At 71.5% G+C, this 20,319-nt stretch carries 22 protein-coding genes; 9 read left to right on the top strand and 13 right to left on the bottom strand.

Going from position 1 to position 20,319, the window contains the following annotated elements:
- Nucleotides 1–130 precede the first annotated feature (130 nt).
- Complete coding sequence (locus ABZ783_RS17535) at nucleotides 131–1,378, bottom strand: D-alanyl-D-alanine carboxypeptidase (protein ID WP_357439033.1); 1,248 nt, start codon at nucleotides 1,376–1,378, stop codon at nucleotides 131–133.
- A gap of 525 nt (nucleotides 1,379–1,903) precedes the next feature.
- Here ABZ783_RS17535 and ABZ783_RS17530 point away from each other — a divergent pair.
- The 6 genes from ABZ783_RS17530 to hypF all read left to right on the top strand — a co-directional run bounded on the left by ABZ783_RS17530 (nucleotide 1,904) and on the right by hypF (nucleotide 7,569).
- Nucleotides 1,904–3,166: an Ig-like domain-containing protein gene (locus tag ABZ783_RS17530; protein ID WP_357439031.1), complete on the top strand. Its 1,263-nt coding sequence runs from the start codon at nucleotides 1,904–1,906 to the stop codon at nucleotides 3,164–3,166.
- 171 nt (nucleotides 3,167–3,337) lie between these two features.
- Entirely contained in the window at nucleotides 3,338–3,715 is a 378-nt protein-coding gene (locus tag ABZ783_RS17525) for a helix-turn-helix transcriptional regulator (protein ID WP_357439029.1), read from the top strand.
- Nucleotides 3,716–3,725: 10 nt separating this feature from the next.
- Nucleotides 3,726–4,340, top strand: a complete 615-nt coding sequence (locus tag ABZ783_RS17520; RefSeq protein WP_357439027.1) for an SIS domain-containing protein — start codon at nucleotides 3,726–3,728, stop codon at nucleotides 4,338–4,340.
- On the top strand, nucleotides 4,337–4,618 hold the full coding sequence (locus ABZ783_RS17515; RefSeq protein WP_357439025.1) for a HypC/HybG/HupF family hydrogenase formation chaperone: 282 nt from the start codon (nucleotides 4,337–4,339) through the stop codon (nucleotides 4,616–4,618). Before ABZ783_RS17520 ends, ABZ783_RS17515 begins: the two co-directional genes overlap by 4 nt.
- Nucleotides 4,615–5,280, top strand: coding sequence for an SIS domain-containing protein (locus ABZ783_RS17510; RefSeq protein ID WP_357439022.1), 666 nt, complete (start codon nucleotides 4,615–4,617; stop codon nucleotides 5,278–5,280). Before ABZ783_RS17515 ends, ABZ783_RS17510 begins: the two co-directional genes overlap by 4 nt.
- A 9-nt stretch (nucleotides 5,281–5,289) precedes the next feature.
- Nucleotides 5,290–7,569, top strand: a complete 2,280-nt coding sequence (gene hypF, locus ABZ783_RS17505; RefSeq protein ID WP_357439020.1) for a carbamoyltransferase HypF — start codon at nucleotides 5,290–5,292, stop codon at nucleotides 7,567–7,569.
- Nucleotides 7,570–7,617: 48 nt separating this feature from the next.
- On the opposite strand, the gene hypE is transcribed toward hypF, so the two are convergent.
- The 12 genes from hypE to ABZ783_RS17445 all read right to left on the bottom strand — a co-directional run bounded on the left by hypE (nucleotide 7,618) and on the right by ABZ783_RS17445 (nucleotide 17,554).
- Entirely contained in the window at nucleotides 7,618–8,769 is a 1,152-nt protein-coding gene (gene hypE / locus ABZ783_RS17500; protein WP_357439018.1) for a hydrogenase expression/formation protein HypE, read from the bottom strand.
- The gene (gene hypD / locus ABZ783_RS17495; protein ID WP_357439015.1) at nucleotides 8,766–9,893 is read right to left on the bottom strand and encodes a hydrogenase formation protein HypD; all 1,128 of its coding nucleotides are present in this window, start codon (nucleotides 9,891–9,893) and stop codon (nucleotides 8,766–8,768) included. The genes hypE and hypD overlap by 4 nt, the downstream gene beginning before the upstream one ends.
- An 11-nt stretch (nucleotides 9,894–9,904) precedes the next feature.
- Nucleotides 9,905–10,177, bottom strand: coding sequence for a HypC/HybG/HupF family hydrogenase formation chaperone (locus ABZ783_RS17490; RefSeq protein WP_073835171.1), 273 nt, complete (start codon nucleotides 10,175–10,177; stop codon nucleotides 9,905–9,907).
- 157 nt (nucleotides 10,178–10,334) lie between these two features.
- Nucleotides 10,335–10,538, bottom strand: a complete 204-nt coding sequence (locus ABZ783_RS17485; protein ID WP_357439011.1) for a hypothetical protein — start codon at nucleotides 10,536–10,538, stop codon at nucleotides 10,335–10,337.
- A gap of 14 nt (nucleotides 10,539–10,552) precedes the next feature.
- Complete coding sequence (locus tag ABZ783_RS17480; protein ID WP_357439008.1) at nucleotides 10,553–11,164, bottom strand: DUF5947 family protein; 612 nt, start codon at nucleotides 11,162–11,164, stop codon at nucleotides 10,553–10,555.
- Nucleotides 11,161–11,766: a hypothetical protein gene (locus ABZ783_RS17475; protein ID WP_357439006.1), complete on the bottom strand. Its 606-nt coding sequence runs from the start codon at nucleotides 11,764–11,766 to the stop codon at nucleotides 11,161–11,163. The genes ABZ783_RS17480 and ABZ783_RS17475 overlap by 4 nt, the downstream gene beginning before the upstream one ends.
- Nucleotides 11,759–13,558 carry a nickel-dependent hydrogenase large subunit gene (locus ABZ783_RS17470; RefSeq protein ID WP_357439003.1) on the bottom strand — a complete coding sequence of 600 codons (1,800 nt, stop codon included), beginning with the start codon at nucleotides 13,556–13,558 and terminating at the stop codon, nucleotides 11,759–11,761. The genes ABZ783_RS17475 and ABZ783_RS17470 overlap by 8 nt, the downstream gene beginning before the upstream one ends.
- Nucleotides 13,555–14,676: a hydrogenase expression protein HypE gene (locus ABZ783_RS17465; RefSeq protein ID WP_357439000.1), complete on the bottom strand. Its 1,122-nt coding sequence runs from the start codon at nucleotides 14,674–14,676 to the stop codon at nucleotides 13,555–13,557. Before ABZ783_RS17465 ends, ABZ783_RS17470 begins: the two co-directional genes overlap by 4 nt.
- Nucleotides 14,673–15,212, bottom strand: coding sequence for a hemerythrin domain-containing protein (locus ABZ783_RS17460; RefSeq protein ID WP_357438998.1), 540 nt, complete (start codon nucleotides 15,210–15,212; stop codon nucleotides 14,673–14,675). The genes ABZ783_RS17465 and ABZ783_RS17460 overlap by 4 nt, the downstream gene beginning before the upstream one ends.
- Entirely contained in the window at nucleotides 15,212–15,568 is a 357-nt protein-coding gene (locus ABZ783_RS17455) for a hydrogenase maturation nickel metallochaperone HypA (RefSeq protein WP_357438995.1), read from the bottom strand. The genes ABZ783_RS17460 and ABZ783_RS17455 overlap by 1 nt, the downstream gene beginning before the upstream one ends.
- A complete protein-coding gene (locus ABZ783_RS17450; protein WP_357438993.1) occupies nucleotides 15,561–16,145 on the bottom strand; it encodes a hydrogenase maturation protease in 585 nt (194 codons plus the stop codon). Before ABZ783_RS17450 ends, ABZ783_RS17455 begins: the two co-directional genes overlap by 8 nt.
- Nucleotides 16,142–17,554 (bottom strand): hypothetical protein, encoded by a 1,413-nt coding sequence (locus ABZ783_RS17445; protein ID WP_357438991.1) that lies wholly within the window; start codon nucleotides 17,552–17,554, stop codon nucleotides 16,142–16,144. Before ABZ783_RS17445 ends, ABZ783_RS17450 begins: the two co-directional genes overlap by 4 nt.
- Nucleotides 17,555–17,763: 209 nt before the next feature.
- Between ABZ783_RS17445 and ABZ783_RS17440 the strand changes: the two genes are divergently transcribed.
- From ABZ783_RS17440 to ABZ783_RS17430, 3 genes are read left to right on the top strand one after another with little or no spacing between them, the layout of a single operon-like run.
- Entirely contained in the window at nucleotides 17,764–18,732 is a 969-nt protein-coding gene (locus tag ABZ783_RS17440; protein WP_357438989.1) for an ATP-binding cassette domain-containing protein, read from the top strand.
- Nucleotides 18,725–19,525 carry an ABC-2 family transporter protein gene (locus ABZ783_RS17435; protein ID WP_357438986.1) on the top strand — a complete coding sequence of 267 codons (801 nt, stop codon included), beginning with the start codon at nucleotides 18,725–18,727 and terminating at the stop codon, nucleotides 19,523–19,525. Before ABZ783_RS17440 ends, ABZ783_RS17435 begins: the two co-directional genes overlap by 8 nt.
- Entirely contained in the window at nucleotides 19,522–20,316 is a 795-nt protein-coding gene (locus tag ABZ783_RS17430) for an ABC-2 family transporter protein (protein ID WP_357438983.1), read from the top strand. Before ABZ783_RS17435 ends, ABZ783_RS17430 begins: the two co-directional genes overlap by 4 nt.
- Nucleotides 20,317–20,319: the final 3 nt, after the last annotated feature.

The raw sequence follows: 20,319 nt of genomic DNA, 5'->3' as shown, positions 1-20,319 counted from the left end.
GCCCGCCGCGCACCTGGCGTGGGTGCCGGGCTCGTCGGCTGTCGACGTCTTCGCAGGCTCGGGGCGATGCGGGTGGCTGCCGGCCAACGTCCACCGGACACCGCTCCGTGGTGGCCGGCCCGGCGGTGTACTACGGTTCCGACCCGACCCGGTCACGCCCCGATCGTCCGGCGGGCGGGCCGGCTGACTGGCGCACGGCCTTGCGCCACCGCCCGGCGGCCAGGGCCAGGACGACCAGTACGACGGCGGCGCTGAGGCCCAGGACGACCGGCAGCGAGAACGCCGACAGGATCCCGGTGCGGCCCTGCCGCTCGCTCTTGCCGGCGACCAGCGGATGGTCGTCCTTCTTCTCGTCGGGGGTGACCAGGCGGCCGACGGACGCGTCGGGGGAGAGGGCGAAGCCCCAGTCGAGCAGCGCTGCCGCCTCGCCCAGACTCCCCAGCGGTGCGGTCTCTGCGCCGAGCAGGGTCACCGCGAGTCGCCGGCCGTTGCGTTCGGCCACACCCACGTACGTCTGCCGGGCCAGGTCGGTGAAGCCCGTCTTCCCGCCGAGCGTCCCGGGGTAGTGGTCCAGGAGGGTGTTGTCGTGGGTGATGGCGAAGCCCTCGGTTCCCGCCTCGGCCGGAATCTGCGCCACCCGGGTGGCGATGTACCGGCGGAAGTCCTCGCGGGCGTAGGTGGCCCGCGCGATCAGCGCCAGGTCGTACGCGCTGGTGTACTGACCGGGGCCGTCCAGGCCGGAGGGTGTCGCCGCGTGGGTCTGGTTCGCCTGCAGCCGGTGCGCCTCGTCGTTCATCGCCTGTACGCCGCCCGGCCGGCCGGCGGAGCCGCCGCCCACGCGGGCTAGCACGTTGGCCGCGTCGTTCCCCGACTTGAGGAGCAGCCCCAGCCACAGGCTCTCGACCGAGTAGTGGCCGCCCGGGACCACCCCCATCAGGGAGCTGGCCGGATCGAGATCCTGCAGATCCGCCCGGGTCACCTCCACGATCTGGGTCGGGTCCAGGCGGGGCATCAGCGCGGCGGCCAGCAGCATCTTCTGCACGCTGGCCGGCGTGCGGTGCTCGTGCGGGCCGCAGCCACCCAGCACGGCGCCGGTGTTCAGGTCGGCCACGAGCCACGAGGTGGCGGTCACCGCCGGCGCCATCGGTGCACCCGCGGGAATGGCCAGACCCGTCGTGGCCAGCGAATCTCCACCGACCGCCTGATCGCCGGGACCGACCGGTGGCGGAGCCGGTGCGGCGGGTGGCGGCATCGGCGGCTTCACCGCCGGGCAGGGCACGTACGGTGCGGCTTCGGCCCGCGTCGGTGACCCGACCACCACGGCGGGCGCGGTCAGGAAAACGCTGAACGCGACGGCGGCAATGCGAAAGATGGTCACGTCAATGCACCGTAATCGCCGACAAGGCGGGGCCGGTCGGGTTGCCGAAACTGGTCCCGGGGGCGGCGAGAATCCGGGTATCGGGATGGCCGCCCACGTTCGGGTCGTCTTGTGCACGTTCGTGAAGCTTTCTCCTGAAGGTCCGGTTTCGTGGCAGTCTAAAGCACAGTGGCGCCGGGGGTCGGTGCGCCGAGCCGCCCGGTGAGTGTGTTCCCGATGAACCGGCGCACGGCGACCGAGTCGGACCCGATCCGGAGCTCCGGGAATCGGGTGCGGCTTCCGGACCGAGGTCGCGCAAGCGGAAACGCCGGGCGCAGCGGGTCGGGACGGGATGGGCGAGCAGTAGTTCGCTCTTTCCGTCGGAATGCGTCGCGAACCGAAACTGTCGGCCCATTTCTGCCGGTAGGTAAAACCATGGGAGATGTTTCCGTGAGCCTGATCCGAGCAGTCTGCCGAAATCGCGCATATGCCTTTGCATCCCAGTGAGAATGTGGGCGGAGGGAAAGCCATGAACGGGGGGACAATATGGAGCTGAGGCGGCGATTGAGGCTGCTGTCGGTGACCATCGCGGCCACACCGCTGGTCCTCGTCGGGTGCACCGCCGACCGCCTGCCCGGTAAGCAGGCGCACGCGGCGCCACCGCAACTGACGGTGACGCCCGGCGACCAGTCGCGGGACGTGCCGATCAGCGCCGAGGTGGGGACCGCCGTCAAGGGTGGGAAGATCACCGCGGTGCGGTTGACCGACGACAAGGGCGCGCAGGTGCCGGCCGAGCCGCGGGAGGACGGGTCGAGTTGGGTGCCGATGCGTCCGTTGCAGAATTCGCGGACGTATACGGCGGAGGTGACCGCGACCGGTGACAAGGGGCGGACGACCACGCAGAAGACGACGTTCACGACGATGGCCAAATCGACCAGAACGGCAGTCACCAGTGTCCTGAATTTCACCGCGGACCAGACGTACGGGACGGCCATGCCGGTAGTCGTCACGTTCGACCCGGAAATTCCGAAAGAGGCCAGGGCGGACGTGCAGCGGCGACTGTTCGTGAAGACGGATCCGCCGCAGCCGGGCACCTGGTCGTGGCTGGCCGACGGCAAACAGGTCGAATACCGGGCACCCGACTTCTGGAAGCCGGGCACCAAGATCAGCGTGCGGAGCGCGCTGGAGGGCCTGCCGATCGGCAAGGACGCCATCGGGGACGCGGACCGCTCGGCGAGTTCGAAGATCGGCCGGCAGGTCTCGCTCGACATCGACAACGCCAGCAAGCAGATGTCGGTCTACGAGGACGGCAAACTGCTCCGAAAGGTCCCGGTCAGTCTCGGCAAGCCGAGCACGCCTACCTCGAGCGGCAACATGGTGATCATGGAGAAGTTCGAGTACACGACCTTCAACACCATGGGTGACCCGAACGGCGGCTACATCGTCGACGTCGAGGACGCCCAGCGGCTCACCAACGGCGGCGAGTTCATCCACGCCGCGCCATGGTCCGAGGGGGACCAGGGCAACATCAACGTCTCGCACGGCTGCACCAACGTCTCCAACGCCAATGCCGACTGGCTGATGCGGATCACGCAGGTCGGTGATCTGGTGACGGTGAAGGGCACCGAGGTGACGCTGGATCAGGGCAACGGCTGGACCGCCTGGAACGTCGGCTGGGACGAGTTCGCCAAGGGCAGCGCGCTGCCCGTACCGGCCGGGTTGAAGCCGACGGTCAGTGCCACGCCGCACCCGGGCGTGGTGGCCGGCGGGTCGGCGCCCGCCCCCGCCCGCTCCAACAGCGGTGGCTGATCCGGGCGTACGCCCTTCGCGCGATGGCACCGCGGCCCGCGGCCGGAGCATCCGGCCGCGGGCCGCGGCGCTTGCCGTGGGTCGCCGGGAACCGGGCAATCCTCCGTATTGCTGTAGTAAGTGTGTTTAGCTGCCACAGAAGGGATGCCCTGCGTCGGGGGAGGGGTTGGCATGCACGGACCTGAGCTGCGCGGTCTGCTACACCCGTTCCTCCTGCTCCTGATCCTCGAACGGCCCGGTCACGGGTACGACCTGATCGACCGGCTCCGCGCCATGGGGATGCCCGATGTGGAACCCGGCCACGTCTACCGGGTTCTGCGCGGCCTGGAACGCGACCGGTCGGTGATCTCCGTGTGGGAGACCACCGGGGCCGGACCGGCGCGCCGGTGCTACGAACTCACCGCGAAGGGCCGCCACGATCTCCGGTCCTGGACGCTCCGACTGGCGCAGCTCGACCAGGTCATCGGTGCCTGCCTGCGGCGCGCGGCGGGCGCCTTCGAGGGGACGCGGGCCGGCCGCCCTGAGCGGTACGCCGCCGCCCGCCACTGAACGGAGGAGCATGGAGTCGCCCGTGATACCGGCAGTTGACCGCGCGTTCGCCCGCCGGGTGGAGCCGGGGCAGGCGCTCGCCGATGACGCGGAGCGGATCGCGCGGGCCTGCTACGAGATGGCCGTACGCTTCCACCGCGGCGGAAAGCTGATCGTCTTCGGCAACGGCGGGCCGGCGACCGACGCCCAGCATGTCGTGGTGGAGTTCGTCCACCCGGTCATCGTGGGCAAGCGGGCACTGCCGGCGATCTCGCTGACCAACGACGCCGCCACCCTCACCGGGATCGCCCGTGCCGAGGGCTTCGACGAGGTGTTCGCGGCCCAGCTGCGCCTGCTCGCCGCCCCGCAGGACATCGCGCTCGGCCTGTCCGTCGACGGTCGCTGCGCCAACGTGCGGCGCGGCCTGGTGACGGCCCGCGACCTCGGCCTGCTCACCGTCGGGCTGTTCGGTGGCGACGGCGGCGACCTCGCCCGGGACGCCGTCGCCGACCACGTCGTGGTGGCCCGCTCCGACGATCCGTGCATCGTGAAGGAGGTGCACGTGACGACCTACCACATCCTGTGGGAGCTGGTGCACGTGTTCTTCGAGCAGCCCGGACTGCTGGCACCGGAGGTGGTCCGGTGACCGCGCACCCACCGCCGGCACAAGCCGTGCCGGCATGCCACGGCGACGTGTGCATCACCTGTTCCGACGTGGCCGTCGCCGTCCGGGTACGGGACCTGCTGGCCGACGGCCTGGCCGTGGTCGACACGGACGCCGGACCGGAGGAAGTCAGTGTGGCCCTGGTCGAGGCGGGACCAGGCGACGTGGTGCTCGTACATGCCAAGGAGGCGATCGCCGTGGTGGAGAAGTCCGCCGTGGTGCCTCATGACGGCACGGAGCGCAGCGGAGTGCCGGCATGAGCGCGGGCGTCGAGGGTGCGATCGGATCGCTCTACCCGTTCCTCGACACCCGGCCGACCGACGTGGACGCGGTGCTCGCCGCGGTGGCGAGGTCCACCGCGGAGAAGGCGGCGGAGATCGTCGCCCTCCGCGAATCCCTCGTCGCCGAGCACGGGCAGCGGCTGGTCGACTGCGCCCGCCGGTGCGCCGACGCCTTCCGCGCCGGCGGCACGCTGTTCGCGTTGGGCAACGGCGGCAGCAGCACCGACGCGCAGGACCTCGCACAGTTGTTTCTGCACCCGACGACGGCCGCCCGCCCGTTGCCGGCCATCTCGCTGACCCACGACGTCGCGCTGATCACGGCACTCTCCAACGACGTCGGGTTCGAGGTGGTCTTCGCCCGCCAGGTGGCGGCGTTCGGCCGCGCCGGCGACATCGTGGTGGGGCTGTCCACGAGCGGAGGGTCGACCAACGTCCTGTGGGCGTTCGAGGAGGCGGCCCGGCGCGGCATGCTCACCATTGGCATCGCCGGGTACGACGGCGGCCGGATGGCGGAATCCGAATTCGTCGACCACCTGTTCGTGGTGCCGTCACCCTCGGTGCACCGGGTCCAGGAGGCGCAGACGACGGTCTACCACGTGCTCTGGGAACTCACCCAGCAGGCGTTGGCCGACGACCGCTGACCCGGAACCATGGGACTGACCAGTGCGCGGCGGGTGCATGTCCGCGTCGAGGGCATCGTGCAGGGCGTCGGCTTCCGGCCGTTCGTGCACGCGCTGGCCACCGAGTACGAGCTGGCCGGGTTCGTCGGCAACGACACCGCCGGCGTCTTCGTCGAGGTAGAAGGCGACGGGGACCGGCTGGCCGACTTCGTGGCCGACCTCAGCCGGCGCGCGCCGACCCTCGCCCAGGTCGAACGGCTCACCACCGAGGCGGTCCCGCCTACCGGCCAGCCCGGCTTCACCATCGTCACCAGTGTCACCGGCACCGGCCGGGAAGCCCTGATCTCCCCCGACACCGCCACCTGCCCGGACTGCCTCGCCGAGCTGTCCGATCCGGCGGACCGGCGCCACCGCTACCCGTTCACGAACTGCACCAACTGCGGCCCGCGGTTCACCATCGTCGAGGACGTCCCGTACGACCGCCGCACCACCACGATGGCCGAGTTCCCGCTCTGCGCCGACTGCGCCGTCGAGTACGCGGACCCCGGCAACCGCCGCTTCCACGCCGAGCCGGTGTGCTGCCCCGCTTGCGGTCCAACCCTCCGGCTCGTCGACGCCGACGGCGCCCCGATCTCCGGCGACCCCCTGGACACCGCCGTCCGGTGGCTGGGGGACGGCCGGATCGTCGCCGTCAAGGGCCTCGGCGGCTACCACCTGGCCGCCCGGGCCGACGACGAGCGGGTCGTCTCGACGCTGCGCGCCCGCAAGCACCGCGAGGAGAAACCATTCGCGGTGATGGCCGCCGACCTGCGGGCGGCGCGCGCCCTGGTCGACGTGGCGCCGGCGGCCGTGCCGGTGCTCACCGGCGCCCGCCGTCCCGTGGTGCTGCTGCCCCGCCGCGCCGACGCCCCGGTCGCCGGGTCGGTGGCACCGGGCAACCGTGACCTGGGCGTGCTGCTGCCGTACACGCCGCTGCACCAGCTGCTGCTCGGCCGGCTCGGCCTGCCGATCGTGCTGACCAGCGGCAACGTCTCCGACGAGCCGATCGCGCACCGCGACGACGACGCGCGCCGAAGGCTGGCCCCGATCGCCGACGCCTTCCTCACCCACGACCGGCGGATCCACGTCCGCACCGACGACTCGGTGGTACGCGTGTTCCGGGGCCGCGAGCTGCCGGTGCGGCGGTCCCGTGGTTACGTGCCCGCGCCGATCACCCTGCCCTGGCGGTTCGACCGGCCGGTGCTGGCCTGCGGCGCGGAGCTCAAGAACACCTTCTGCGTGGCCAAGGGGCGGCGCGCGTTCGTGTCGCACCACATCGGCGACCTGGCGAACTACGAGACGTTGCGGGCGTTCACCGACGGGATCGCGCACTTCACCCGGCTCTTCGACGTCCGGCCGGAGGTCGTCGCCCACGACCTGCATCCCGAGTACCTGTCCACCAAGTACGCGCTGCAGCGCGAGGACGTCGAGCTGCTCGGCGTCCAGCACCACCACGCCCACATCGCGTCCTGCCTGGCCGACAACGCCGAACCCGGACCGGTGATCGGCGTCGCCTTCGACGGTCTCGGTTACGGCCCGGACGGCGCCCTCTGGGGCGGGGAGCTGCTCGTCGCGGACCTGACCGGCTTCGACCGGGTCGGCCACCTGGCCACGGTCCCCATGCCCGGCGGCACCGCCGCGGTGCACGAGCCATGGCGGATGGCCGCCGCCCATCTCCACGAGATCTACGGCGACGCCGTGCCCGACCTGGCCGTGCGGCGCCGGCACGAGCGGCACTGGCCCACCGTGGTGGCGTTGGGGCGCACCGGGACGAACTCGCCGCCCACCTCCAGCGCCGGCCGGCTGTTCGACGCCGTCGCGGCGATCCTCGGCCTGCACGACCGGGTCACGTACGAGGGTCAGGCGGCGATCGCCCTGGAGCAGCGGGCCGATCCCGACGAGCGGGGCGGCTACCCGGTCGGGGCGACCGGCCCGGTGCCGCTCCTCGACGCCGGCCGCGACCTGGTCCGGTACGTGGTCGACGACCTGCTCGCCGGGGTGGACCCCGGTAGGATCGCCGCCCGTTTCCACCACGGCCTGGCCGACGCCGTGGTCGGGGCGGCCGGAGCCGTCCGGGAGCGCACCGGTCTGGCCACGGTCGCGCTCTCCGGTGGGGTCTTCCAGAACGTGCTGCTGCTCGACCGCGTGGTGAGCGGGCTGGAGCGCGACGGCTTCGGGGTGCTCGTGCACTCCCGGGTGCCGCCCAACGACGGTGGGATCTCGCTCGGCCAGGCCGCGGTGGCCGCGGCCCGGGCCGTGCCGGCCACCTGACCTCGCGCCGCAGCCACCTGTGCCCGCCGGCTGATGCGACGGCCGCCGTCAGCAGATCCGCGGGAGCGGATCCCCGACCAGCATGTCGACCACCCTGGTGCCGCCGAACGCCGTGTGGAGCAGCACCATCCCGGGCGGGTCGGCGGTGACCCGGCCGATGACCGCCGCGCCGTCGCCGAGCGGGTGGCCGCGCAGCGCCGCCACTGCGGCCTCCGCCTGCGCGCCGTCCACCACGGCCACCAGGCGCCCCTCGCAGGCCACGTAGAGCGGGTCGATGCCGAGCAGTTCGCAGGCGCCGGTCACGGCGGGACGTACCGGCACCGCGGCCTCGTCGACGACGACGGCGACCCGGGCCGCCTGCGCCACCTCGTTGAGGATGGTCGCCACGCCGCCCCGGGTGGCGTCGCGCAGCAGCCGCACCCCGGGCGCCGCGTCGAGCAGCGCGGCCACCAGACCGGGTAGCGCCGCGGTGTCCGAGGTCAGGTCGGCGGCGATGTCCAGCTCGCCGCGGGCGAGCATGATGGTCACACCGTGGTCGCCGATCGGCCCGGAGACGACGACCGCGTCACCGGGGCGGACCTGGGCGGTGCCGAGCGTCACCGGCCGCTCCAGCACACCCACGCCGGCGGTGTTGACGTAACAGCCGTCGGCCTTGCCCCGCTGCACCACCTTCGTGTCGCCGGTGACCACCTGGACCCCGGCGCGCTCCGCCGCGGCAGCCATGGAGGCGACGATCCGCCGCAGGTCGGCGACGGGAAAGCCCTCCTCCAGGATGAACCCGGCCGACAGGTACAGCGGCCGGGCGCCGCTGACCGCGAGGTCGTTCACCGTGCCGTTGACGGCGAGGTCGCCGATGTCGCCGCCGGGGAAGAACAGCGGCGACACCACGTACGAGTCGGTGGTGAAGGCCAGCCGGCCGGTGCCCACGGAGAGCACGGCGGCATCGTCGAGCGCCTCCAGCGTCGGGTTGCGGAACGCCTCCACGAACAGCCCTTCGACCAGGCTGTGCGTCGCCTTCCCACCCGCGCCGTGCGCGAGCGTGAGTCGGCTCTCCCGGATCCTCGGCGCGCGTTGGCGGGCCCGCTCGATCCGCTGGAGCACCTGCTCCTCCGGCGACAGCCGCCCCGACCGGCGACCGGTCGTCGCCTCGGCCTCGGCCACCGCGCGTTCGGCCCAGCCGGCGGTGCGTTCGGCCGTCATACCGCGCTCGCCTCCGTCAGCCGCTGCCGCGCGAAGCGGCCGAAGTTGTAGTAGGCCGCGCACGCGCCCTCGGAGGAGACCATGCACGTGCCGATGGGTGTCTCCGGTGTGCACGCGGTGCCGAACACCTTGCACTCCCACGGCTTGAGCACTCCCTTGAGTACCTCGCCGCACTGGCAGGCTTTCGGGTCCGCGACGCGTACCCCGGGCACCTCGAAGATCCGCTCGGCGTCGTACGCCGCGTACTCGTCCCGCATCCGCAGGGCGGAGTGCGAGATGAAGCCGAGGCCGCGCCACTCGAAGTACGGGCGCAGCCGCATGACCCGGCCGATCGCCTCCAGCGCCCGCAGGTTGCCGTCCCAGGGCACCACCCGGGTGTACTGGTTCTCGACCTCGCAGCGGCCCTCCGCGAGCTGCTTGAGTAGCAGGTAGACCGACTGCAGGAGATCCAGTGGTTCGAACCCGGCGCACACCAGCGGCTTGCCGTAGTCGCGGGCGATGAACTCGTACGGCCGGCAGCCGATGACGGTGGAGACGTGCCCGGGCCCGAGGAAGCCGTCCAGGCGCAGGTCCGGCGAGTCGAGGATCGCCTTGATCGCCGGAAGGATGGTGACGTGGTTGCAGAAGACCGAGAAGTTGTCGACACCCTCGGCGGCCGCCCGCAGCACGGTCATCGCCGTGGACGGGGAGGTGGTCTCGAACCCGATCGCCATGAAGACCACCTTGCGGTCCGGGTTGGTCCGGGCGATCTTCAGGGCGTCCAGCGGCGAGTACACCATCCGGATGTCCGCGCCGGCCGCCTTGGCGTCCAGGAACGAGCCGTTCCCACCGGGGACCCGCATCATGTCGCCGAACGCGGTCATGATGACGCCCGGCTCGTGGGCGATGGCGATGGCGTCGTCCACCCGGCCCATCGGGATGACGCAGACCGGGCAGCCCGGTCCATGCACGAGCGAGACGTTCTCCGGCAGGTAGTCCTCGATCCCGTGCTTGTAGATGGTGTGCGTGTGCCCGCCGCACACCTCCATGAACTTGTACTGCCGTCCCGGCTCGCACAGTGCGGCGATCTGGGTGGCCAACGCCTGGGCCTTGTCCGCGTCGCGGTACTCGTCGACGAAACGCATCTGGTGATCCCCTAGCTGATGTCGGATTCGGCGAGCGCCTGCAACTCGTCGGTGTAAGCCTGTCCGAGGCCGGTCAGTAGCGCCAACGTGGCGGCCGCCTCGGCCTCGTCGATCTTGGACATGGCGAACCCGACGTGGACGAGCACCCAGTCGCCCACGCCGACCTGGTCCGCCTCGAGCAGGCCGATGTTGACCGCCCGCCGGACGCCCACGACGTCGACGACGGCGAGATCGTCGTGACCGGCCTTGATCTCGACGATCTCGCCCGGGATACCTAGACACATCGGCTCGTTCGGCCCTTCCTGCTCACATCTTCTCGATCTTGATGTAGCGCCGCAGCGCGGGCAGTTCCTTCCAGAACAGCCCCACGACGGCGACGCCGGCCAGCAGCGCCAGCAGCTTCCGCATGACTCACCTCCTTCGGGCCCGGCCCGGATCCGCTCAGCCTGGCGGCAGGTTCGGCATGATCGGCAGGATCGGGCCGTGCTTCTTCGGCCGGATGCCGGTCGAGCGGCGCGCGTCCACCGTCCCGTCGTCGTGATGGCCGGCCTGCCTGCGCCGTCGCGAGTTGCCCTCCTCGACGCCCTTGGTGTGTGCCGGCGCGTCGAGTTCGACGTCGGGATCGCCCACTCGGATCTCGCCCATTACCGCCTCCTCCATCAGTCGTCGCCGGAGTGCCGACCGTGCCGTCGGTCGAGCTCCTCGAAGAACCCGGGGATCGCGCGCCACACCGCGCTTCCCCCGGACATGCCCGTCCAGTGCCGCCGGATGAGCGCGACCAGCCGGTAGCAGTCGTCGACCGGCACCACCCACTGCTGGCCCCCGCCAGCCTGCGTGCCCGTCCAGACCAGGAACGCCTCGACCCGGGGCGCCAGCTCGGCCAGTGCGGGCGATCGTGCCTCGACCGCCCGCCAGGCGTCGGCATCGATCTCCGACTCGGTCGTGCCCAGCGGGCTCGGATAGTGCCCGAGCACCCGGCCGTCGCGCTGCTTCACGAAGAACACCAGACCGACCGGCACCCCCAGCTCGTCGGCGGAGAGGTCGGTCAACCGCCGGCCGTGAGCGGGGACGAGTTGGTACCGGCCCCCGCCGGCCGACTCCCGCTCGAAGAGCAGGGAGCACGGCCGGCAGGCGCACAACAGTTCCCCGTCCTGCTCGTCCCACACGTGCCGGTGCTCGGGCGCGACCGGTCCGGCGCACATCCCGCAGCGCTCGGCCGCCGCGCGCTGCCCCGCGCGGCGGATCGCCCGCTGCAGCGCGCCCGCCGTCATGTCGGGCCACCCAACGCCAGCGGCGCCGCGGCCGGCCCCGCCTCGCCCAGCGCTGCCGCATCGGTCCGGTCTGGCCGTTGCCACAGGTTGGCGATCGGAATCAACGCCGGAGGCGGCGCGGGCGCCACCACGTCGACGGCGGACAGCTCCGGCGCGAACGTCAGGACCTGCTGCCGGACCAGGTCGCGCAGGGCCGCACCACCACACGAACTCGCGGACAGGCTGATCCGGGCCACCTCGTCCTGGACGCCGACCAGCGTGATCTCGGCGCCCTGCGCGCGTAGCTGCGGCCGGAGGTCGTCGACCGCTCGGGCCACCCGCCGGTCCAGCGGATCCGGATGGATGCGGTGCAACAGCAGCAGGTGCCGTAGCAGTTCGTCGCCGGTGAGCCGGTCGAGCGTGCGAGGGCTGTCGGCGGCGAGGTCGGTGACCCGGGCCAGCGCCTCGCCGTACACCTCGGTCAGCAGCTCGACGGCCTCCAGCGCCAGCTCGGCGGTGCGGCCGGGAGTCTGTTCGAGCTGGCCGAGCACGGTGTCCAGGCGGGCCAGCCGCGGCTCGACGACCGTGTCGTCGAGCCGCGGGTGGTCCGGCTGCTCAGCCATGCGACGCGCCGAACATCGGCGAGTGGATCTTCTTGAGGGTCTGCCCGCCGCCGACGTACATGTGCACCCCACACGGCAGGCAGGGATCGAAGCTGCGCACCGCCCGCATGATGTCCACACCCTTGAAGTTTTCCGGGCCGTTCTCCTCGAAGATGGGCGTGTTCTGGATCGCGTCCTCGTACGGCCCCGGGGTGCCGTAGCTGTCGCGGGGACTGCCGTTCCACGGCGTCGGCGGGTACGGGTGGTAGTTGGCGATCTTGCGGTCCCGGATCACGACGTGGTGCGACAGGAGGCCCCGGACGGCCTCGTGGAAGCCGCAGCCGATGGCCTCGTCCGGCACGTCGAACTCGGCGAAGACCCGCATGTCGCCGCCGCGCACCCGCTCCATCGCCCGCTCCAGGAAGTAGAGCGACATGGCTGCGGCGTACGCGATGAAGTAGGCCCGCGAGCGGTCCCGCTCCAGCGCGTTCGACCACTTCGGGATCTTCCACTCCAGCGTCATCTCGGGCAGCCGCGCGCTCTTCGGCAGCGAGATCTGCACGCTGTGCCCGGTCGACTTGACGTACGGGGTGTCGACCATCTTGGCCAGTGCCGTGGTGTACAGCCGGGCGAAGCAGCCGCCGCCGGTGTCCAGCGCGAGATGCTCGCCGCTGTTCTTGTCGAACCAGCGAGGGCTCATCACCCAGCTGTACTTGTCGCTGAAGTCGCGCTTGCCGGGATCCGGGAGGGTGGTCTGGTTCCAGGGGTGGCGGATGTCGACCGGGTTGCCGAGCGGGTCGTACTTGACGAACGGTTCCTCCTGGCCGGCCCAGTCCTTGTAGTAGGAGCTGCCGAGCAGGATCCGGATGCCGAGGTTGATGTCGACCAGGTCGGTGGTGAGCAGCTTGCCGTCGACGACGATGCCGGGCGTGACGTGCATCGCCCGCCCCCAGTTCGTCATGGTCTCGTACTTGTAGTCGACGACGTCGGGGTTCTGGAACGAGCCCCAGCAGCCGAGCAGGACCCGGCGGCGGCCGACCTCCTCGTAGCCGGGCAGCGCCTCGTACCAGAAGTCGAAGATGTCGTCGTTCATGGCGACGGCCTTCTTGACGAAGTCAAGGATGCTGATCAGCCGGGTCAGGTAGTCGGTGAACAGCGTCGGCTGCGGCATGGTGCCGACGCCGCCGGGATAGACCGTCGACGGGTGGACGTGTCGGCCCTCCATGAGGCAGAACATCTCCCGGGTCGTGCGGCTGACCTTCAGCGCCTCCTTGTAGACCTCGCCCTCGAACGGGTTGTAGGCCCGCATGATGTCGGCGATCGTCCGGTAGCCGTGGATGTCCCGGCCCGGCGCCGCGGTGGCCTCCGCGCGGGCGAGCACGCTGGGGTTGGTCTGCTTGACCATCGCCTCACAGAAGTCGACGAAGACGAGATTGTCCTGGAAGAGGGTGTGGTCGAACATGTACTCGGCGGCCTCGCCGAGGTTGATGATCCACTCGGCCAGCGGCGGGGTCTTGATGCCGTACGCCATGTTCTGCGCGTACACCGAGCAGGTCGTGTGGTTGTCGCCGCAGATGCCGCAGATCCGGCTGGTGATGAAGCCGGCGTCGCGTGGGTCCTTGCCCTTCATGAACACCGAGTAGCCGCGGAACAGCGACGACGTGGTGTGGCACTCGGCGACCACCCGGTTCGCGAAGTCGATCTTCGTGTAGACGCCGAGGTTGCCGATGATCCGGGTGATCGGATCCCACGCCATCTCCACCAGTTCGCCGGGTTTCTTGCCGGCGGCCGGCTTCGGTTTTGTCGCGGTCACGGTCGGTTCCTCTCCTCTGCTGCCTGTCGACGGGGGTCCGCCGGACCGTACGGACGCCACCGCGGGTTGTAGCCGCTGGTGAGTTCCGGGCCGTTGTGGTGCCACTTCGGTTCCCGGTTGGCGGTGGCGTTGGTGAGGCCGCGCAGGCGGCGGATCACCGCGCCGTACGGCTTGATGAGCAGGGTGGACAGGCTGCCTCCGGGCGGCATGTCCATGAACGGCATGAACTTGTCGGGGAAGCCCGGCATGGTGCAGCCGATGCAGATGCCGCCGACGTTGGGACAGCCGCCTACCCCACCCATCCAGCCGCGCTTCGGAACGTTGCAGTTGATGACCGGCCCCCAGCAGCCGACCTTCACCTGGCACTTGGGCGAGTTGTAGTCCTTGGCGAAGTCCGCCTGCTCGTAGTAGGCGGCCCGGTCGCAGCCCTCGTGCACGGTCTTGCCGAACAGCCACTGCGGTCGCAGCATGTGGTCCAGCGGCGGGGGCGGCGCCGAGCCGGCCGCGTGGTAGAGCACCCAGGTCAGGGTCTCCATGAAGTTCTCCGGCTGGATCGGGCAGCCGGGCACGTTGACGATCGGGAGGCCGCCCTGGGATCGGAAGTCCCACCCGAGATAGTCGGCCAGGCCCATGCATCCGGTCGGGTTGCCCGCCATGGCGTGGATGCCGCCGTACGTCGCGCACGTGCCGGCCGCGACGACCGCCCACGCCTTCGGCGCCAGCTGGTCGATCCACCAGTTCAAGGTCAGCGGCTCGCCGGTCTGCTCGTCGTTGCCGAACGACGTCCAGTACCCGTCGCCGTTGATGTTCTCGTTCGGGATCGAGCCCTCGATGACCAGGATGAACGGCTCGGTCATCTCCCCCCGGGCCGCTTTCCGGTACGGCGCCAGGAACTCCTCGCCGCCGGCCGCCGGTGACAACACCTTGTTGTGCAGGTTGACCTTCGGCAGACCGGGAATGAGCCCGAGGGCGATGTCCTCGATCGCCGGCTGACCGGAGGCCGTCATCGACACGGAATCGCCGTCACAGCTCATGCCCTCGGAGATCCAGAGAATGGTGACCTCGTCGAACCCGCTCTCCTTCGGGATCACCGCGGTGCCGCCCCTGCTCTGACTCATGTGCGTGGCCTCCCTTGCATCCGATCCCGTAACCGGTCGTAGATGGCCGCCACCGGCGCCGCGAGAGTGAGCGCCGGCGGCTTGTCCGGCGCGTGCGGGTGCGGGCGCGTCGGGGCTCGCTGCTTGCCCTGGTCGATCTCCTGGCCCAGCTCGCGCAGGGCCTGCTCGTCGGCCTGGGCGCACAGCTGCGGCATGAGCTCGTTCTCGTCGTCCTGCACGTGCCGGGCGACGGCGGACGCCAGCCGCTGCATCAGCTCGTCCTGCGCGTTGTCGCCGGCCCGGCAGCGGTCGAGTTCGAGGAGCAGCTCCTTGATCGGCCGGTGCCCGGCGAGGTGCCGGTCGACCTGTCCGTCGGCCAGCACCTGCGCGGCGAACGGGTAGAAGAGCACCTCCTCGAGCGCGGCGTGCTTCGACAGCTCGCGAACCAGGATCTCCACGACGCCGCGCCGCTGCGCGTCGGACTCCGCTGCCTGATAGTCCCGGAACAGCTGCTCCACCACGCGGTGGTCGTGCCGGAGCACGTCGTTGGCGTCCATCAGAACGCACCCACTTCGACGTTCTCCACCGTGATCGACTCCAGCACCACGTCGTCGCTGCCGGTCACGGCGATGTCGACGCCCCCGCACCGGGGGCAGGCCACCATCGCGAGATGGTCGTCGACCGGCCCACTGCGACCGCACTCGTGGCACGCCACGGTCATCGGTTCGAGCACCAGGTCGACGGCAGTGTCCGCGGCGACCGTGCCGGCGGCGGCCAGCTGGATGCCCTGCGTGACGACCTCGGGGTCGACCGGGTGCCCACCGATCCGCACCCGCAGGCCGGTGACCCGACGGCCGGCGGCCCGGCGTACCGCCGCGTCCACGATCGCCTGGGACAGACCCGTCTCATGCATGCGTGCTCACCCCCCGTTCGCTACCTTCCGCGGGCGTGCCTCGTGCCGCACCCTCGCCGCGGGCGAGCCGCGCGACTTCCTCCCGGACGATCCCGACCACCGTCCGGACCGCCTCATCGACCGCGGCGGCCACCGGGGCCGACAACTCCATGCGCTCGTCGAGGGCGGCCGGCTGGCAACCCACCACGAGGACGCGGTCGACGCTCCCACCCAGGCCGCGCAGCAGCCGCAGCACCGACTCGGGATCCATGCCGTGCGCATCGGCGGCCGGCGCGTCCAGCACGTCGGCCGGCCGCAGCGTCCAGCCCGGGTCGTCCAGGTCCACCCGGAGTACGGCCAACGTCCCGGGCGGCTCGTCCAACGGCAACGCGTCCACCAGCACCAGCACGTCGTGGCGGCCGTCCAGCAGATCGTAGGCCAGATGCATCCCCCGGATCCCGTAATCGGACACATCCACCCCCGCTGGGAGGACCTCGTCCCGCAGGCGCCGGACGACCTCCACCCCGAACGCGTCGTCGCCGAGGAAGATGTTGCCGATCCCGGCAACCAGGATCCGCCCGTGCTCGGGGCCGCTCATGGCGCCGTCACGTCGCCCGCCAACGGTTCGACCTCCTCGGGCCGGAAGTGGCGCAGCCGCCCGTACCACTGGTGCAGCTCCGCGCCCGGGTCGTCGTCCACCGTCACGGCGAGGAACCGTGACCCGTCCACGTCGAGCAGCACCTGCTCCACCCGGGCGGTGCGGCCGTCCAGGAACATGTCGTGCGCGTCCGTGCCGCGCCGGCGGGGCCGTAACCGGACCCGGCTGCCCTGGGTCAGCAGGGTGCCCGCGACCAGCACGGTGTCGGTCTCCGGCGCGATCCCCGCGTCGGCGCCCGGCTCCCACCACGGCCGGTCCGCCTCGGCACCGGCATCGCCGTCCCGGCGTACGGGTGCCAGGGCGCGGATGGCGCCGTGCAACCGTTCGAGCACCTCGGGCGGCATGGCGTCGACCCGGTCGAGGATGGCGGCCGCCCGGGGATCGGTGGCCCGCGCCTCCTGCTTCTCCGCATCGGAGAGGGTGAGCGTACGCAGCGAGAGGATCTCGTCGATCTCGGTCGCGTCGTGCAGATCGCCCGGGCTCTCCGGCGCGATCTGCGGGTGGTCGTAGAGGATGATGGGTGACGAGAGCACCATGTCGACGGTGCCGGGCTCGCCGGCGAGCACCGGGAACGTGTGCTCGTTGCGGCACTCCCGCGCCGCGCGCGTCGCCCACTCCGGCGGGTCGAGCAGGGACAGGAACCGTCCCCGGCTGACCGTGGCCAGCGTGTGCGCCGCCAGCAGGCAGCAGCGCAACGCGTCGTCCCGGGCACTGTCCGGCGGGGTGCTCCCGTCCGTGTTCTCGACGCGGATCGCGAGCCGCAGCAACGGGAAGGGCGCCTCGGCCGGGGCGGCGGAGACGGTGACCGACGCGGACAACGGGCAGCGCCGGCGTACCACCCGACCGATCGGCTCACCCCGGTCGTCGACCAGCGGCTCGACGTCCTCCCCGCCCGGCACCCGAAGGTTGAGGCGGCGGCCCCGCTGCAGGTCGCCGACCGACGCCTCGACGTCGTACTCCCGGGGCACCGCCTCGTCGAAGCTGAGCTCCGTGCAGTCACCGACCTCGATCCGGTCGACGGGCTGGTACCCGCCGTCGGCCGTCCGGCGCTCGGCCACCTTGCGTTGCAGGTGCAGGAACCGCAACCGGACGCGGACCATCGCCGTGTCCGGCGCCTCCATGAGGCACTCGGTCTGCTGCCATGGCGACTCGGCGGAGCCCGCCACGCCACGGTCGACCAGGCCGTGCGCCGCGCCCCACGCCGGGGGCACCAGCACACCGAACTGCCAGCGGACCCGGTTCTTGCCCGATGACCGCCGGTAGGGGTAGAGCAGGTAGCCCTCGTAGAGGATCGCGTCCGCGACCGCCTCGACGGTGGCGAGGCGCGGGCTGGGGCGGTCGGTCCGCACCGTGCTCGACCCCCTTCGGGCAGGCAGCGACCGCTCCGGCGAGCGGTCACCCCCGGTGTATCCCGTCCCGCCGGGCGGCCGTAAGTGCGCGCCGCCGCTAGGTGACGACAGCGCTCACCGGATCGGGTGGGCCGACGCCGACCCGGCGCCGTGGCCGATCCGGAATATTCGATGTCGATCCGTCGCCGCCCCCCGTTAGGGTCGTCCACATGATCGAGGTGCGCGACCTGGCCAAGCATTTCCGGGTGCACCGGCGACCACCCGGCCTGCGCGCCTCGCTCCGCTCGCTCGTCCGGCGCGAGCACGTCACCGTCCGCGCCGTCGAGCAGGTCAGCTTCACGATCCCGGCGGGCGCGGTCGTCGGCTTCCTCGGCCCCAACGGCGCCGGCAAGACCACCACCCTGAAGTGCCTGACCGGCCTGCTGCACCCCACCGCCGGGGCCGTACGGGTGCTCGGGCACACCCCGCACCGCCGGGAGCCCGCGTTCCTGCGCCGGATCTCGCTGGTCATGGGCCAGCGCAACGCCCTGTTCTGGGACCTGCCCGCCGCCGACGCGTTCGAGGTCAACCGCGCGATCTACGGCCTCGCCGAGGCCCCCTACCGGTCGGCGCTCGACGAACTGGTCACCCTGCTGGACCTCGAACCGCTGCTGACCAAGCAGGTCCGGGTGCTCAGCCTTGGCGAGCGGATGCGCTGCGAACTGGCCGGCGCCCTGCTGCACCGGCCCGACGTGCTCTTCCTCGACGAGCCGACGCTCGGCCTGGACGTCAACGGCCAGGCGGCGGTGCGCACCTTCCTGCGCGACTACAACGCCCGCTACGGCGCGACGGTCCTGCTCACCAGCCACTACATGGGTGACGTCACGGCGCTGGCCCGCCGGGTGCTGGTCATCGACCACGGCACCCTGCGCTTCGACGGCGACCTCGCCGCGCTGGTCGAGGCCCACTCGCCGCACCGGCTGGTCCGGGTCACCCTGCGCGAGGCGGTACCGGCACAGACCTGGGTCGGCCTCGGCGAGGTGTCCGAGGTGGACGGTGCCGTGGTCACCCTGGCGGTGCCGCGCGCCGAGACCGCCGCGGTCGCGGCCCGGCTGCTCACCACCCTGCCGGTCGAGGACGTCGCGATCGAGGACCCGCCGGTGGAGGACATCATCCGGGCGGTCTTCGCGCATGCGTGACGTCCTCACCGCGTACCCGCCGCTGGTGCGCAGCGCGACGCTGGTGGCGGCGACCTACCGGGGTCGCGTCGCGCTCTCGCTGCTCACCGGTTTCTTCCCGCTGCTGCTGATGGGGGTGTGGCTCACCGTCGTCGCCGAGGGCGGCCCGCCGAAGGGCTGGACCACCGGCGACTTCCTGTCCTACTACGCGGCGGCGACCCTGCTGTGGAACCTCTCCGGCGACCACGTCGTCTGGCAGTGGGACGCGGACATGCGCAGCGGTGACCTCTCCGTGCGACTGCTGCGCCCGGTGCACCCCTTCCACCAGTACGCCACCAACGACCTCGGCCACCGCCTGGTCTTCCTGACCGTGCTGGTGCCGGCGCTGGTGCTCGCCGCGCTGCTGGTGCCGGGCCTGGACTACCCGGTCGGTCCCGTCCGGCTCGCCGCCGTCGCCGCCGCGCTCGTGCTCGCGTACGCGGTCAGCCTGCTCATGGCGTCGACGTTCGCGTTGATCGGGTTCTGGAGCACCCAGACGTCCAACGCGTGGCTGCTGTGGTGGGGGCTCGGCTCGTTCGCCTCCGGTTGGGTCGCGCCGCTGGCGCTGATGCCGGACTGGCTGCGCAGCGTCGCGGTGGTGCTGCCGTTCCGCACCGCGATGGGTTTCCCGGTGGAGCTGCTGATGGGCCGCCTCGACGCGCGGGAGGCCGCGTACGGCTTCGCCGTCGGGCTCGGCTGGCTCGCCGCCTTCGCCGTGCTGTACCGGACCATCTGGCGGCACGGCGTCCGCCGCTACCAGGCGGTGGCCGGGTGAACGGCTGGAACCGGCACGCCCGGGTCCTCGCGATCTGCTGGCGGGCGGCGGTGGCCGGCGAGGTGGAGTACCGGCTCAACTTCTTCTCGAACGTGGCGCTCAGCGCCTTCTGGATGGTGTGGGCGGCGGCCGGCGCGTCGGTCTACTTCCGCTTCACCGGGACGGTGGCCGGTTGGACGCAGGCCGAGGTGCTCGTCGTGATCGGCCTGTTCTTCACCCTCAACGGCCTGCGCCAGGCGCTGTTGCAGCCCAATCTGGAGCGGATGACCGACTACGTCCGCCTGGGCACCCTCGACTTCCTGCTCACCAAGCCGTTCGACGCGCAACTGCTGGTGAGCCTGCGGCAGGTGCGGGTCAACCACCTGCTGGATCCGGTGCTGGGCCTGGCCCTGACCACCGTCGGGGTGGTCCTGTCCGGCCGCGGCGTGTCGGTGGTCGCGCTGGCCGCGTTCGGGCTGCTGCTGGGCTGTGCGGTGCTGCTGCTGTACGCCCTGACCGTGCTGCTCATGGCGCTCGCCGTGGTGCTGGTGGCCGCCGAGGAACTCGGCCGGGTCTCGTACGCCTTCGTCGAACTGTCCCGCTTTCCGGTGGAGCTGTACCGCAACCCCGTGCAGGCGGTCCTCACCGTGGTGCCGGTGGCGTTCCTCACCACGTACCCCGCGGCGGCCCTGCTGGGCCGGCTCGACCCGTACCTGCTGCTGATCGCGCCGGCGGTGGCGGTCGGCGCGGTCGTCGTGGCCACCCTCGCCTGGCGCCGCTCGCTGCACTCCTACTCCGGCGCCAGCGCCTAGGGT

The organism is Micromonospora sp. NPDC047738, from assembly GCF_040642675.1.
Classification (GTDB): domain Bacteria; phylum Actinomycetota; class Actinomycetes; order Mycobacteriales; family Micromonosporaceae; genus Micromonospora.
The sequence above is the reverse complement of the archived record's forward strand: the minus strand, read 5'-3'. Positions and strand labels throughout refer to the sequence as shown.

Coding starts and splice junctions, on each gene's coding strand:
- ABZ783_RS17460 (WP_357438998.1), bottom strand. CDS start 15,212: ATGGACGCCAACGACGTGCTCCGGCACGACCACCGCGTGGTGGAGCAG.
- ABZ783_RS17455 (WP_357438995.1), bottom strand. CDS start 15,568: ATGCATGAGACGGGTCTGTCCCAGGCGATCGTGGACGCGGCGGTACGC.
- ABZ783_RS17490 (WP_073835171.1), bottom strand. CDS start 10,177: ATGTGTCTAGGTATCCCGGGCGAGATCGTCGAGATCAAGGCCGGTCAC.
- ABZ783_RS17485 (WP_357439011.1), bottom strand. CDS start 10,538: ATGGGCGAGATCCGAGTGGGCGATCCCGACGTCGAACTCGACGCGCCG.
- ABZ783_RS17440 (WP_357438989.1), top strand. CDS start 17,764: ATGATCGAGGTGCGCGACCTGGCCAAGCATTTCCGGGTGCACCGGCGA.
- hypF (WP_357439020.1), top strand. CDS start 5,290: ATGGGACTGACCAGTGCGCGGCGGGTGCATGTCCGCGTCGAGGGCATC.
- ABZ783_RS17520 (WP_357439027.1), top strand. CDS start 3,726: ATGGAGTCGCCCGTGATACCGGCAGTTGACCGCGCGTTCGCCCGCCGG.
- ABZ783_RS17475 (WP_357439006.1), bottom strand. CDS start 11,766: ATGGCTGAGCAGCCGGACCACCCGCGGCTCGACGACACGGTCGTCGAG.
- ABZ783_RS17465 (WP_357439000.1), bottom strand. CDS start 14,676: ATGAGTCAGAGCAGGGGCGGCACCGCGGTGATCCCGAAGGAGAGCGGG.
- ABZ783_RS17480 (WP_357439008.1), bottom strand. CDS start 11,164: ATGACGGCGGGCGCGCTGCAGCGGGCGATCCGCCGCGCGGGGCAGCGC.
- ABZ783_RS17530 (WP_357439031.1), top strand. CDS start 1,904: ATGGAGCTGAGGCGGCGATTGAGGCTGCTGTCGGTGACCATCGCGGCC.
- ABZ783_RS17525 (WP_357439029.1), top strand. CDS start 3,338: ATGCACGGACCTGAGCTGCGCGGTCTGCTACACCCGTTCCTCCTGCTC.
- hypE (WP_357439018.1), bottom strand. CDS start 8,769: ATGACGGCCGAACGCACCGCCGGCTGGGCCGAACGCGCGGTGGCCGAG.
- ABZ783_RS17510 (WP_357439022.1), top strand. CDS start 4,615: ATGAGCGCGGGCGTCGAGGGTGCGATCGGATCGCTCTACCCGTTCCTC.
- ABZ783_RS17450 (WP_357438993.1), bottom strand. CDS start 16,145: ATGAGCGGCCCCGAGCACGGGCGGATCCTGGTTGCCGGGATCGGCAAC.
- hypD (WP_357439015.1), bottom strand. CDS start 9,893: ATGCGTTTCGTCGACGAGTACCGCGACGCGGACAAGGCCCAGGCGTTG.
- ABZ783_RS17435 (WP_357438986.1), top strand. CDS start 18,725: ATGCGTGACGTCCTCACCGCGTACCCGCCGCTGGTGCGCAGCGCGACG.